Source organism: Pedobacter ghigonis, from assembly GCF_903166585.1.
Classification (GTDB): domain Bacteria; phylum Bacteroidota; class Bacteroidia; order Sphingobacteriales; family Sphingobacteriaceae; genus Pedobacter; species Pedobacter ghigonis.
The window spans coordinates 356,003-370,092 of record NZ_CAESCM010000003.1 but is presented as its reverse complement, the minus strand read 5'-3'; the positions used below and the strand labels follow the sequence as shown (position 1 = coordinate 370,092).

At 38.2% G+C, this 14,090-nt stretch carries 14 protein-coding genes and 1 tRNA gene; 9 read left to right on the top strand and 6 right to left on the bottom strand.

The window, feature by feature from the left end; genetic code table 11:
- Positions 1-308: 308 nt before the first annotated feature.
- The 9 genes from HWV58_RS07045 to HWV58_RS07005 all read left to right on the top strand — a co-directional run bounded on the left by HWV58_RS07045 (position 309) and on the right by HWV58_RS07005 (position 8,302).
- The gene (locus HWV58_RS07045; protein WP_175633407.1) at positions 309-1,112 is read left to right on the top strand and encodes a phytanoyl-CoA dioxygenase family protein; all 804 of its coding nucleotides are present in this window, start codon (positions 309-311) and stop codon (positions 1,110-1,112) included.
- Between the two features lie 11 nt (positions 1,113-1,123).
- A complete protein-coding gene (locus HWV58_RS07040; protein WP_175633406.1) occupies positions 1,124-2,095 on the top strand; it encodes an aspartate aminotransferase family protein in 972 nt (323 codons plus the stop codon).
- Positions 2,092-2,586, top strand: a complete 495-nt coding sequence (locus HWV58_RS07035) for a GNAT family N-acetyltransferase (protein ID WP_175633405.1) — start codon at positions 2,092-2,094, stop codon at positions 2,584-2,586. The genes HWV58_RS07040 and HWV58_RS07035 overlap by 4 nt, the downstream gene beginning before the upstream one ends.
- A 38-nt stretch (positions 2,587-2,624) precedes the next feature.
- Positions 2,625-3,662 carry a GNAT family N-acetyltransferase gene (locus HWV58_RS07030; protein ID WP_175633404.1) on the top strand — a complete coding sequence of 346 codons (1,038 nt, stop codon included), beginning with the start codon at positions 2,625-2,627 and terminating at the stop codon, positions 3,660-3,662.
- Positions 3,663-3,692: 30 nt separating this feature from the next.
- Positions 3,693-4,751, top strand: coding sequence for a GNAT family N-acetyltransferase (locus HWV58_RS07025; protein ID WP_175633403.1), 1,059 nt, complete (start codon positions 3,693-3,695; stop codon positions 4,749-4,751).
- Between the two features lie 30 nt (positions 4,752-4,781).
- The gene (locus tag HWV58_RS07020) at positions 4,782-6,710 is read left to right on the top strand and encodes a polysaccharide biosynthesis protein (RefSeq protein WP_175633402.1); all 1,929 of its coding nucleotides are present in this window, start codon (positions 4,782-4,784) and stop codon (positions 6,708-6,710) included.
- Positions 6,711-6,837: 127 nt separating this feature from the next.
- Positions 6,838-7,254, top strand: a complete 417-nt coding sequence (locus HWV58_RS07015) for a helix-turn-helix domain-containing protein (RefSeq protein WP_175633401.1) — start codon at positions 6,838-6,840, stop codon at positions 7,252-7,254.
- Between the two features lie 147 nt (positions 7,255-7,401).
- Positions 7,402-7,959 carry a hypothetical protein gene (locus HWV58_RS07010; protein WP_175633400.1) on the top strand — a complete coding sequence of 186 codons (558 nt, stop codon included), beginning with the start codon at positions 7,402-7,404 and terminating at the stop codon, positions 7,957-7,959.
- Between the two features lie 43 nt (positions 7,960-8,002).
- Positions 8,003-8,302, top strand: a complete 300-nt coding sequence (locus tag HWV58_RS07005; RefSeq protein ID WP_175633399.1) for a hypothetical protein — start codon at positions 8,003-8,005, stop codon at positions 8,300-8,302.
- A gap of 279 nt (positions 8,303-8,581) precedes the next feature.
- Here HWV58_RS07005 and HWV58_RS07000 read toward each other — a convergent pair whose 3' ends face one another.
- The 6 genes from HWV58_RS07000 to HWV58_RS06975 all read right to left on the bottom strand — a co-directional run bounded on the left by HWV58_RS07000 (position 8,582) and on the right by HWV58_RS06975 (position 14,002).
- Positions 8,582-10,852 (bottom strand): multicopper oxidase family protein, encoded by a 2,271-nt coding sequence (locus tag HWV58_RS07000; protein WP_175633398.1) that lies wholly within the window; start codon positions 10,850-10,852, stop codon positions 8,582-8,584.
- Positions 10,853-10,872: 20 nt separating this feature from the next.
- Positions 10,873-11,322 carry a heme-binding domain-containing protein gene (locus tag HWV58_RS06995; RefSeq protein ID WP_175633397.1) on the bottom strand — a complete coding sequence of 150 codons (450 nt, stop codon included), beginning with the start codon at positions 11,320-11,322 and terminating at the stop codon, positions 10,873-10,875.
- Position 11,323: 1 nt separating this feature from the next.
- Positions 11,324-11,881 carry a DUF3347 domain-containing protein gene (locus HWV58_RS06990; RefSeq protein ID WP_175633396.1) on the bottom strand — a complete coding sequence of 186 codons (558 nt, stop codon included), beginning with the start codon at positions 11,879-11,881 and terminating at the stop codon, positions 11,324-11,326.
- A gap of 27 nt (positions 11,882-11,908) precedes the next feature.
- The gene (locus tag HWV58_RS06985; protein ID WP_175633395.1) at positions 11,909-12,757 is read right to left on the bottom strand and encodes a DUF3347 domain-containing protein; all 849 of its coding nucleotides are present in this window, start codon (positions 12,755-12,757) and stop codon (positions 11,909-11,911) included.
- A gap of 89 nt (positions 12,758-12,846) precedes the next feature.
- Positions 12,847-13,233, bottom strand: coding sequence for a hypothetical protein (locus tag HWV58_RS06980; protein WP_175633394.1), 387 nt, complete (start codon positions 13,231-13,233; stop codon positions 12,847-12,849).
- 684 nt (positions 13,234-13,917) lie between these two features.
- Positions 13,918-14,002: transfer RNA gene (locus HWV58_RS06975), tRNA-Ser, on the bottom strand.
- Positions 14,003-14,090: the final 88 nt, after the last annotated feature.

Here is a 14,090-nt window from a genome sequence, read left to right as displayed (position 1 = left end):
AAGTGAGTATGACTAAGGGTTAAACTTAGTTAAATTTAGGTGGAATCCGAGTTCATTGTACTAAAAAACTCCGACACCTATTTGCTGTGGAATTTCCAATAATCGCAACGCGTCAAATTTACTGCTTTTTATAAAAAATATAGTTGATTTTAAAGCTTATCGAATGGCTCAATTATGAATGGGTCAGGATAGGAGTATCTGTTGCTTCTTAAAATATTTTGCACAAATCAACTTTTATCCTTTCAAAATTTATACAGTTAAAACCAAACACGACTAAACAACACTAACCATCTCAAAAACAATGAACTGTGAAGAATACATTTATTTATAAACTAGCCACTCTATCCGATTTTAGGGGTGCTATAGATGAGTACGGATGGGTTGTCTATGAAAAGGCAATCAATCACAAACTCATTTCAGAAATTACCACAGGATTCGAAACCGCGTACCTTTTAAGAAGAGAATTACAGGTTTTAAATGGAATTGAAGAAAATATGGAAGGTACACTACATCATTTGCTTGAGCGGGATAATTTCGCTATCGAGCTTTTGAGTAAGTTGTACTGTGACAGGGAAATTCGTGATTTTTTGGGTGGAAATTATATTCTTAATGGAATAAATGGGGTAACTAGCACCAAAAAGAGCAGATCTTATATCCATAATATCCATCGCGACGTACGTTCGTTTTCCCGCGAATCTAAATTTATGATTCAAATGATTATCGTACTCGATGATTTTACCATATTTAATGGCGCTACCCATTTTTTATCTGGTTCCCATAAGTTGGATATGAAGCCTGAAGAAAAACATTTTAAAGCCTTTGCTGAACAAGCTGTAGCTAAAAAGGGGAGTATTATACTGTTCGATTCTAATATTTGGCATGCTGGTGGTATTAATTTTACCCGCAAACAGCGCAGAGCATTAACCTTAGGATTTACCAAGCCTTATATTAAACAGCAATTCGATTATCCAAGGTTTTTAGGATACGAGTTCGGAGAAAAAATAGATAACGATTTAAGACAAATAATAGGCTACAACGCCAGAGTTCCGGCAAGTTTACAGGAGTACTACAGGCCCGTAGAAAGCAGGATGTACAAGTCAGATCAAGGATAGAAGATTACACTATGGAAAATCAAACGCATCTTACCAAAACTATTGGTGGTTACATAGCGCTTCAACTATCACAACAGGAAGTCTTTTATCCAGATTTAATCGCATTAAATACAGCTCGAAATGCATTGGAATATGTATTAAGGGTTAGGAAATATACCACAATATATCTTCCATACTATACTTGCGAGGTTTTATTGGAGCCCCTCGAAAAACTAAACGTACGTTATCATTTTTATCATATCGATGAAAATTTAGATCCAATTATAAATTTCGAAATCGACGAATGCAGTTGCCTGTTATACACGAATTACTTTGGTGTTAAAACAGAAACCGTTAAAAAACTGTGTAAAGAAATCAAGAACCTAATTATTGATAACGCTCAGGCTTTTTTTTGTAAACCGATTGATAACTGTGATACTTTTTATTCGTGTCGAAAATTTTTTGGAGTTCCTGATGGTGCTTATCTCAATATATCGACCAAGTTAGGTTTGAATTTAACACAAGATCAATCAGTAGATCGTTTTTCGCATCTCATCAAGAGTATTGATATGAATATCGAGGAGGGCTACGCAGATTACATCAATAACAACAATGTTTTGCGTAATAACGAGATCAAAAAGATGTCGGTATTAACAGAAACGATATTGGCTGGCATAGACTATGAGCAATGTGCAGATCGCAGAAGAGAAAATTTTTCGTTTTTGCATCAATACCTAAGAGATCATAACCTTTTAAAACTCAGTTTTTCGGCAGAAGATGTTCCAATGGTTTATCCTCTATTACTCAAGAATCCGTCTGTAAAACAGCAGCTTATTCAAAAAAAAATATTTGTAGCAACTTACTGGCCAAATGTTTACGAATGGGCAGATGCTGATAGTTATGAATATTTTTTGGTTAAAAATCTTGTTTCATTGCCTATAGACCATCGCTATAATCTTGCCGATATGAATATCATTGTTAATGCTTTAAAACCGCTCATATGAACACTGAAATTTACTTAAGACCCTTAACACTGAAAGATGCTGATGTATCCTACAAGTGGAGAAATGATCCTGAAGTATGGTCATACACCAAATTTGTGATAAAGGATCCCATAACAGTTGAAGTTGAAAAAAAATGGTTGTTAAATAAATTGAATTTAGCCAACGAAAAACGGTTTGCAATCTGCATAAAAAACACAGACGAGTATGTAGGCAATATTCAGCTGCTTGATATCGATAACGAAACCGCCGAGTTTCACCTGTTTATAGGCGAAAAGAAATACTGGGGAAAAGGTATTGGATACAAGGCTTCATTAACTCTGCTACGCTACGCCTTTTATAACCTCAATCTCAAAAATATATTTCTAGAAGTACATTCAGATAACTTGGCCGCTTATTCTATTTATAAAAAAGTTGGTTTTCAAGCCGTTTCACAGCAATCAGATTTTATAAAAATGGTAATTAACTCTTCTGTTATACTTGCTCTCAATTAATCCATTAACTTAATTTTCACCAAATTAATAGCCTCAAAATGAGAAAGATTATTACAATTGACGACAAACAAGAATGGTCTGATTATGTAAAGCATGCTATGCACTACGATTTTTATCATACCTGGTATTATCACTCTTTAGATAAGAGCGGATTGCCAATACTATTCGTATATGAAGAAAATGAAAATTACATCGCTTTTCCGCTCCTGAAACGAAATATTCCAGGTTCCGGATTTTTTGATTTTACCTCTGTTTACGGATATACTGGACCTATTTCGAACATGGATTTTAACTTTCTTGATGACGATTTCATGGAACGTTTTAAAGCCTCCTTTATTGAATTTTTAGAAACAGGACAAAATGTAACAGTATTTTCTAGGCTACATCCATTTTTTAATCAAAAAAGGTTAATGGAAAAATTTTCTGGTGTGCATGCTAATGGAAGAACTGTTGCGATAGATTTAACTACAACAATAGAAAGCCAGCGCGCAGGCTACCGGAAAAGTGTAAAAGAAAAAATAAGGCGTCTGCGAAAGCGCGATTATGAAGTTAGGGTTTCTACCGATATAAAAGACGCATCTGTCTTTTCTGAAATTTACACCGAAAACATGATGCGGGTAGGGGCCAAAGATTATTATCTTTTTAATGATGCTTATTTTGTAGCGCTACTTTCGTCGGATGAATTTGACGCAAAACTGTTTCTGGTGTACAAGGATGACATTGCCATTTCGGGTGCTATTGTGGTTTGTACAAATGAAATAATGCAGGTGCATCTCCTCGCTACCAGAACAACCCATCTATTCGAATCACCTGCAAAATTATTGACAGACGAAATTACCGTAATTGGTAGACAACTCGGATACAGGTATTTTAATCTTGGTGGCGGAGTTAACTTTAAAGAAGACAGCCTGTTTGGTTGGAAAATGGGTTTTTCTAACTTATGTTTTGAATTTAATAGCTGGCGGTACATTGCCAACAACGAGTTATATAATAGCCTCCTAAACGAAAGGTCATTTGATCCTGTTTCAAATGTCGATTTTTTTCCGTTATACCGTAGTCCCGTGATTGCTTCATAATTAACTGGTTGTTTTCTTTAATAAATTGATATGGTAATTGAAAATAATGCTTGCGGAACCACTTTACAACTTACTTTAAAACAGAAGGAAGATTGGATTAAATATGTTAATCTAGCTAAGGATTACGATTTTTATCATTCCTGGCAATACCATTCTTTGGCTACAAACGGAAAACCCCTTTTATTTGTGTATTGCGAAGAGAGTAACTTTATTGCCATCCCCTTACTGGAAAGAGCAATACATGATACCTCATATTATGATCTACACTGCGTTTATGGTTATTCAGGCCCCATTTCTAACCGAAAGTTTACCGATATTGAAAGCAATTTGATACAACGTTTTTTAAATGCTTTTGTATCCTTTTTAAGCAAAGGCGGTTATGTTTCAGTTTTTTCTAAACTTCATCCGTTTTTTGATCAAAATGAACTGCTGCAAAAAGTCGATGGCTTATTCCCAAACGGGAAAACGGTAGCCATTGATCTACAGCAAAATATTGAAGATCAACGAAAAGGGTACAGGCAAACTACAAAAGATTGTATTAAGAAATGCCGCAGGTTGGGATATGTTGCAGTTGAAACGAAATCACAGGCTGATATTGCCAGTTTTACAAGACTATATGAATCGAACATGAACCGCATTCAGGCAGCTGATTTTTATCTTTTTACTGAAGATCATTTTACTAATCTCATTCACTCAACCGAATTCAATTGTAAATTAATTCTGGTTTACTCAGAGCAAGCCGTGGTTTGCGGAAGTATTATCACCTGTACAAATGGAATCATTCAGGGCCATTTAATTGCTACTAACGCCAATTATCTGAAAAGTTCGCCAGCTAAGTTCCTTGTTGACGAAATCAGTGAACTGGGGCGGAAATGGGATATGAAGTACTATCATTTAGGCGGCGGACTTGGTTTTAAAGAAGATTCTCTTTTTGAATGGAAACTGGGTTTTTCGGATATGACTCTAGATAATTACAGCTGGCGGTACATTGCCAATAAACCTGTTTATAATCAACTGGTAGAAAAATCAGGTAACCAAATATATGCTGAGACAGATTTTTTTCCACTTTACAGAATGATACCTCAATAATCAGTACACAAAATTTAATGATTCTCAATTATGAAAAAGTTTTTTTTCCCCGACAAAGCGCACTCAAGATGGTTAATTTTACTCATAGACCAGATGATTGTTGTCTGGACTTTGTTTATATCTATTTTATTAACCCACACACGCTATTACCAGGATATTTTTAACGCCAGTAATTTCATGTACGTAGGCCTCTATTGTGCCATAGCTGCAGGCGTTTTTATTGCATTGCGTATCCATACAGGCATTATCCGCTACTCCAATACCGAAGATATTTTAAGGGTTTTTCTAGCTGTTTTTGTCACTAGTTTGCTTTTTATTGGTGTAAATAAAATCCTTTCACAAAGATTTCAACTGCTTTGGGGCCATATGGACAAAGCGCTGATTCTGAATTTCTTTATTTCCTCATCATTACTCATTTTAATGCGTACACTGGTTAAAGGGGTGTTTTACTTTTTTAAAGAACTTAAAACCGAAACCAAGGAAAATATCCTGGTTTATGGTTCGGATAAAAAAGCCATCCTGATTAAAAATGCCATCGAACAAAATGAAGATTCGAATTTGAATATAGTAGGTTTTATCGATGATAATCGCGATCGGGTAGATAAATACCTCGAGCAGAAAAAAGTATACCACTCGTGCTCAGTTGAGTTTTTAAAGGATAAATATGGAATAAAAAAAATACTGTTTGCCGAGGATGCTGTAAATACCCTTAACAAAAAGAAAATTATCGATACCTGCGTAAACCAGGGCATTAAGGTAATTATGGTCCCACCATCTGATAAATGGCTGTATGGTAAGCTCGATTCGCACCAATTGAGGGATTTAAAAATTGAAGACCTGCTAGAGCGCGAGCCTATTAAACTCAACAAAAAGAATATTCTTAAAGATTTATCCGGTAAATGTATTTTGGTTACAGGTGCTGCAGGATCTATCGGATCAGAAATAGTTAGGCAGGCCTTACACTATAACCCTAAAATGGTTATTCTTTGCGATCAGGCGGAAACACCTTTACACGATCTGAAACTGGAGCTGGAAGATAATTTCCAGTTGGCCCATGTAAAAATATTTATGGCCAATGTGCAAAACATCAACCGCATCCGTACGCTGTTTGAATTGTATAGACCAGAAATTGTTTTTCATGCTGCGGCATACAAACATGTACCTATGATGGAAGATAATCCGGCTGAAGCTGTTTTAACCAATGTTTTAGGTACTAAAAACATGGCCGATGTATCGCTGGAATTTGGGGTAGAAAAATTTGTAATGATATCGACCGATAAAGCTGTTAAACCAACCAATGTAATGGGCGCTTCAAAACGTTTGGCCGAAATTTATATCCAGTCGTTAAACAGCCCCGAAATCCTGCCAAATGGCGAAATTACTACACATGCCTCGCGCACACGCTTCGTAACTACCCGTTTCGGTAATGTATTGGGTTCTAACGGTTCGGTTATCCCAAGGTTCAAAAGTCAGATTGAGCGCAGGGGACCAATAACAGTTACCGACCCTGAAATAACCCGCTACTTTATGACCATACCCGAGGCAGTACAACTGGTGATGGAAGCTGGTGCTATGGGTAAAGGTGGCGAGATCTTTTTATTCGACATGGGCAAACCAATCAAAATTGTTGATTTAGCCATTAACATGATTAAACTGGCTGGTTTAACACCATACAGCGATATCGATATTGTTTTTACCGGTTTAAGACCAGGCGAGAAGCTATACGAAGAACTGTTGTTGATGGAAGAGGAAATTATGGCTACGCACCATCCAAAAATTAAAATTTCGCAAAAAGTAGCTTATAATTATCTGTACGTAAATCAGATTATTAAAGACCTGATTGTCCTGAATAACGATGGAAACGACCTGAATATGGTAAAGAAAATGAAGGAAATTATACCCGATTATATCAGCAACAACTCACGTTACGAAGAGCTTGATTTACTGGTTGCCAATTAATTACCGCAACGTTAAAACAGTAAGTATATTTTGCATTTGTTAACAAAAAATTTATTAAATTGCAGTAACATAGTCGTCCCCGATGTTGATGAAATTTAAATATTCGTTTTAAATTAAATTAACCGCTATGAGTTTAAATGTAGGTCAGGTACTAGAGCGCGTTGTGCGCCGGGACCGTATGGGAATAAGTGAATTATCCCGTAAATTAAATGTAAGCAGGAGAACAATTTACAATTGGTTCGATCAGAAAAGCCTTAACCCCGAAATCATCTGGAAAGTAGGAAGTGTAATAGGCCATGATTTTTCAATAGAACTGCCCGAAACCTTTGCGAAGACAAACACCAGCATTAACGAAGCTTTTGATGCGCATACCGAAGATTTTGCCAACGGCGATGCCAATTCAGTCTATTTCTGGATGAATAAATACATCAAGTTATTGGAGAAATACAACGAAATATTAAGGCATACAAGCATAGAAAAGACTGTTTCTGAAACAATTGCACACCATACTATGCCAAGAAACAACAATAAGTCTATTTCTTAATATTTTAAGGTATTTCAAACAACACTCTGATATCTTCGTTAGGCTTGTCGAGCGATAAGCCTTCTTTCAATACATTATCTCTCTAAACGAATTCACCAAAAATATTTTTTATGGTGATGGATTTCTATTCACTAAAATTTTGAAATCATGAAAACAATTAACGCATTAACTCTATTCTTATCTCTATTTCTTTTTCAAAGTGCCAATGGGCAATCACAGGTTTATGGCGGAACAGGTATCCGGTATTCTCTGGGTATCGAAACTGGTTTGGCAACCGGGTATTTAGCAAAGAAGTACGAGGCACCACTTGGTGTTTCTGTTCAAGCAGAATTTCCATTTATTGAAAACCTCTTATATGCCTCAGTAAACACCGGGTTCAATAATATCTTTGTTTCCGGCACCTATTCCCGTTTGGTAGACGACCTTCATCTTGTTCCGGTTAAAGCTGGTTTGAAGTATTTTTACAGGAGTAACCTCTATATACAGTCCGAAATTGGTGTTTCCTTTCTCCTGAACAAAACCAACTGCGTGGAAGGTAAAAAAGCGGCATTTCTGTATGCCCCGCAGTTCGGAATGATATTTTACCTCCATGATAACAATTATATCGATGCCGGCCTGCGCTGGGAGAGTAATGGTAAATACTATAAGTGCGATCACACCAATAACTTCGTAGGCTTCCGGGTGGCATGGGGCTTCAGCCTATAACTACTGGTATATTAAAGTCATCATCTTTTAATAAGCTCGGTACATGAAAGCAAGCATACAGTATAATAACATGAATGGATTATGGATTCTCTTCATAGATTGTAAATATGAAGATTCTCCTAAATACATCAGGATGATTACCAAAATTATAATCAAAATGCTATCCGGCACCATTATTCCCGGCAATAAGCGTCGGGTTCGGTCGGGTAGGCATTACCTCATCCATGAGCATGTGGTAGAGTTACATACCGACGAGTGGTTTCCGCTGGTGCTGGCTAGCGAAAGGAAAGAACTTTTAGAAGGCATTAAATCTATTTTTATGGATATGAACGGAAAAAAATAATGGCCGTCCTTCCATGGTTGTTATTGCGGGAACGAAGCCTGCCTGCAGTAGGCAGGTAATCTTAAAACGATCGCATTAAAATTTCTTCGTTCCTTGCAATAACGGTTCTATGATGCTGCCAATGGTACCCTGTTGAGGGACATGCTTAAACAATTTTAAGTATAACACACGCAGAAGAGAAAGTCTCTTAGCCAGACAGCCAAATATTTTAAGAATTAGCTTAAAGAAACGGGAAGGTTGCTCCGAAAGGAGTGGCCTTCTCTTGTTTCCGGCCATTACTTAATAATTAAGCGATAAGCCTACACCAAATCCCATATCGCTATCGTAGTGTGTACGGATACCCATATTTTTATTAATTACATACCTCAGGTCGGCCATATATTCGAGGTCGGTATTGACCATAAAACCAGCCCTAAGCCTTTTTGATACCGGAATATCCTCGCGCATCAGTGCCAAACGTACAATCCCATCATGATAAACTTCGGCCTGAAAATCGATTAGCAGGGGCAAGGTGTACATTACACCGAGGCTTACCGCACTTCTGCTATCTTTCTTGTTAACCTGACCAAAGATGTTTTTTTCATGTTCGTCGATACCCATTTTGCGGTAACGCCAGTCGAAACCAATAAAAGGCATTAGCCATTGCATTTTTCCGATGTAGCGGCCAACATGTGTTTCTACCTCAAAACCATGCATATTGCTATAACCCAGGCGCCATTCGGTACCCACCGACCAGCGTGCATCTTGCACCATTGCCGAACCATCATTACCATTTGAGGCAAAATCGTTCTGTGCCATAAAATGCGGCATATTACTTTCTTTTTGCAATGCTTTGTAGGCTTCTGCCTTATCGGGCAACAATGGATTCTTGTAATCGCCTACAGCAAAAACCCTGTTCATTCCCGCCATCATGTGGTATAAAATATGGCAGTGAAAAAACCAGTCGCCTTCTTCGTTTGCCAGAAACTCAATGGTATCGGTTTCCATAGGCATAATATCGAGCACGTTTTTAAGGGGGGCTTTTTCTCCTTGCCCATTAATTACCCTAAAATCGAAGCCATGCAAGTGGATAGGGTGGCGCATCATCGAATTGTTGTACAGTGTAATGCGCAATACTTCGCCTTTTTTTACGGGTATTTTATCACTCTCGCTCAACACTTTATTATCCATACTCCAAACGTAGCGGTTCATGTTTCCGGTAAGGGTAAACTTCAATTCCTTAACAGGTGCTGTTTTAGGCAAGGTGGTAGTATGCGGTGATTTAAGCATAGCATAATTCAAGGTAACAATATCGCCCAGTGCATTTGCATTATAGCGGTTCGGATCTGCCTCCATGTTCATTCCTTTTTTATTGTGCGCCTCTTTTTCTGATGCTTCGCCGGTAATTTCCGGATACATCACCACGTTCATATCCATCTGGTTAAGGCTCATTTTCATGCCCATATCGTCGAGGTCGCCATTCATCTTCATCATATCGTTCATCATCTTCATACCATCAAAATATTTGAGGCGTGGCAACGGCGAAATCAACTGTTTGATGCCATTCCCGATAAAGTAACTGGTAGATTGGGTCCTGTCTTCGGTAGTCGCCATAAATTCGTAGGCAATTCCGTTTTCGGGTATAGTAAGCACCACATCATAAGTTTCGGATACGGCAATAATTAATCTATCTACTTCTACAGGAACTACATCGTTACCATCGCTGGCTATAACAGTCATCTTACCACCCGCATAACGCAGCCAGAAATAAGAGGAAGCCCCTCCGTTCGAAATGCGGAGCCGTACGCGATCGCCGGCTTTTAAGGCTTTGCCATCTATACTTTTCAAATCGGCATTAACCTGGCCATTCATCATTACCTTATCGTAGTAAACATCGCTCACATCCATTGCGGTCATCCGTTTCCACTCATTCTTAACTTTGGTTTTAAACTGACCTTGCTTAACAGCTTCTGAATAGGATTGTGTAGCGCCTTTTTTTATCGCTGCCCAATCGTTGGCGTTATGAAGCATCCGGTGTACATTATCCGGATTCAGGTTAGTCCACTCGCTGAGTACCACAGGCAGAGTTGGTAAGTCGTCTATTCCTTTCCTGAAAGTTTTATCGGCGTTCCGTTTCTTCATTACAAAGTTACCGTACATGCCAATCTGCTCTTGCAGGCCCGAGTGCGAATGATACCAGTGCGTTCCGTTCTGGATGATTGGAAAACGGTAGGTGTGGATAGTATTGGGCTTAATGGGCTGCTGGGTAAGATATGGTACGCCATCTTCTTTGTTGGGTAAAAATACGCCATGCCAGTGCAAGGAGGTATTCTCTTTGAGTTGGTTGTGTACCACAATCTCTGCGGTATCGCCCTCGGTAAAGGTAAGTGTAGGCATTGGGATTTGCCCGTTTACCGCAATTGCCCTTTTTTCTTTACCTGCATAATTTACCAGTGTATCTTTAACATTAAGATGATAGGTAACTACTTTTTGTGCAAATAACGTATTGGTGCAAAGCAAGAGTAAAAGCACTTGCAGTACTATTTTGGGCATACTTTTATATATTCTCATTTGATATTTTTTAAGGTAAGCTACTTTTGGCTTTCAAGCCAGTTCACTAGTGTTTTTATTTGGGCATCATCTAATTTCGAATTTTTATGCAGTAAAGTATATGATGACAGGGGCATTTCTCTGCTTTCGATCTGCTTTTTGATGGCTTGTAAAAGCCTGCTTTGCTTCCGGTTCGAATAACTGCTCCAATGGTTAAAGTTTAACTCTCTTTTTCCAGAAGCAATGTGCTTTTCAACAAGCAACCGTACAGGCTGGATATAATTGTACCAACTGTAACGGGTATTATTGCTATGGCAGTCGTAGCACGAATTTACCAGGATATTCCCGATTCGGACAGGAACCTGATAAAACTGCAGGAAATCGCTTACACCAGCCTGTTTCCTGTTTACATTTGGGACAGGCTGATAAAGCTGAAAAAGCAGAAAGAGAAATAAGAGCAGCAGTAACACCGTCATTATTTTCTTCTTCATTCTAATATTCCTTTTCTACCCAACCACAGGCGAGCATCTGTTTACCGTAATATGGATTTTTAATTTCGCTGGTTTCGCTAATCCATATGGCTCCTTTGCCATTGTTGTACATTGGGCATCGATCCCGATACAATTTTTGTTGCACACCAAACAAGTTAATCAGATCGCTTACATCGTTACTCAGCGATTCGAAATGCTCCCTTTGATGCGCTACTTTTTCGGCATTGGCAGCAATGTGTGTAGCATTTTCACTAATGTCATCTGCAATGTCTGTGTATTCTTTACGTTTGGCATCTGGGATAGCAGTGCTGTCAATTTTACTTAATTCGGCTAAAAGCTTATTTCCGGCCGCTGCAGCTTCATTGCCATTATCATTAATCAAAGCGTTTTTTAGTGTTAAATAACCAGATAGGAGCGTTGTAACCGGGTTAATACTGCCTTTAACTGCCGGATTTTCTTTTTGCGCTGTTGAACTCTTTGTTTTCGATGACTCGCTACAAGAAATAAAAGTTATTGTAAGGATAGCCAGGTAAACTATAGGGAAAAATATATTTTTCATGCGTTCGTTTCTAAGTGTAATTTTCAATTAGTTTAAGGTCTCCACAATACTGCCACAAGTCATCATTTTACTGCCATAGTATGGGTTTTTGATTGCTGCTTCCTTGCTCAACCAATTGGCGCCCTTACCGCTGTTGTACATTGGGCAGTGTTGGTAATAAACAGGGCTATCTTGTTTTACAATTTTGGCCAGTTGATATATAGATTTAGATAACGAAGAGAAAAACTGCCTCTGTTGTGCTATCTCTTTTAGCTTTGAAATACTTTCGGCATCAGCAGTTATCTCCTTAAGCCCAGCCATCCAAACGGTATGTTCTGCTGTTGTCAGCTTATCCATTTCTACCTTTTTTATCGCATTAAGCAGTTGGGTAGCCAAACCAGCTGTCGTATTGCCATCGCTTTTTACCATGGCATCTTTTACCGAAAAATAAGCATCGAACACTGGCTTCAGCGGAGAGGCATTCTGTCTGGTGGCTTGTGGTTTATGATTATCTTCTTTCATAGCCAGACTTTCTTTTGTTTGGGTTTTGAGCTTAATAGCCCGTTCATACCGGCAACATTCCTCTAATTTTGCATAAGCATCGGCCGGAGCTAAGAATCGTTCGTTATCGTAACCCGCTAAAGCAATCCGCTTTAGTATTTCATCAGTATCCGTTTTCTTTTCGTCGTAAGTAACGGTGGCTATTTTAGAGGTTTTGTTCCATTCTACTTTTGAGATACCCTTTAGGTTTCCGGCAGCTTCGATGGTCTTTTTGCACATTTCGCAGTTTCCGAATACTTTTAAACTGGCGGTTTGTGCGTTTTTAATTTGGGCAAAAATGCTTGTAGCAGATAATAGCAGAACTATTACCATCCATATTTTTGATGTGAATTTCATTGTAATTATTTAAAAATGCTATAAATTAAATATTGGGTAGCTATTCTTGTTTTAAGAAGAACGCATTTTTGGCTATGCAGCCAATTAATTTAAGCTATTTTAGGCGGTTGCCAGATAGAAATAAATCCGAAAGTGTATTTAGATTGCTTGTAACCGATTTGCGCTTTCTCAATAGCAAATAGCTGATTTTCAATTTTAAAATCGCATACTAAAGCCAGGCTTACAGTAGGGCAGGAAGCGCAGCAGCGGCAAGAGCGATGCTTACATTTGCTGTTACAACCGTTATCTTTTGTTTTTTGGTTGGATTTAGCGTGGCAACAATCTTTCATCGTCGCTTTTTTATCCCCCTTTTTAGAACATGAACTGTGCATTGTATTAGCAGAAGTTGATGCATGCGCATAACTAAGGCCCGGGAATAAAAAAGAGCCCAAACACAATAGCAATACTGCAACGATATCTATTCTTAAGTTTTTCAATGCAAAGCAAAGGTAGGTAATAGATTGATGAAAATAAAAGCCCGTTCATTCTACACTCATAACAGCCGACGCTGTTGTATGATGTTTTTATGGTTGAATAGCCGGCGAAACAAGGTGGTTTTTCTGCTGGAAAGAAAATACATAATGTGCTTCCAAAGGTCATTTATGAACCTTTAAAGCTATTTTTGTAAATCTATGGCCTTGCATTTTACCTTTTCCAGGTGAGGGTTTTTAATGGAGTGGAACACTTAGATATCTTAAAATTATATAAACAAATTGTAGAATTATATAAAATCTAGCTTAACAATTGAGGGATTCATTTATAACATCTGGAGGATGTTTTCCAGGCTTTGAAGGATTTGTATTTAGGTGAACATTAGTGAAAGGCTACCTAAACAACCGCTTCTGAACATATGCAAATGAGCGATCATACGGCAATCAACTTCATACCAGATTAAGGGTAAATCCGTAGTGAGTCCGCATATAATCCGCGTTTCATCACCATAATGCGGACTTACTGTGAATTTGCTATGGTTTTAGCGCTTACCAGGGTAGAAGAAAATACGGAGCATGATGCTATATGATCAGCAGGCGATAACTGGCTGGAATATCCTCAGCATTATTGCCTGGCGAAAATCCTGTAAAACAAAAAACCCGACTATTGTCGGGTTTAGTATTTCTGGGCGGAAAGCGAGGGATTCGAACCCCCGGACCTGTTACAGTCAACAGTTTTCAAGACTGCCGCATTCGACCACTCTGCCAGCTTTCCGGATGCAAAAGTACAAACTCCGGCTAAATCTGCAAACTCTGATTGTGTTTTTTTTATATAAAATTGATAATTACTTAACACAGAGCGA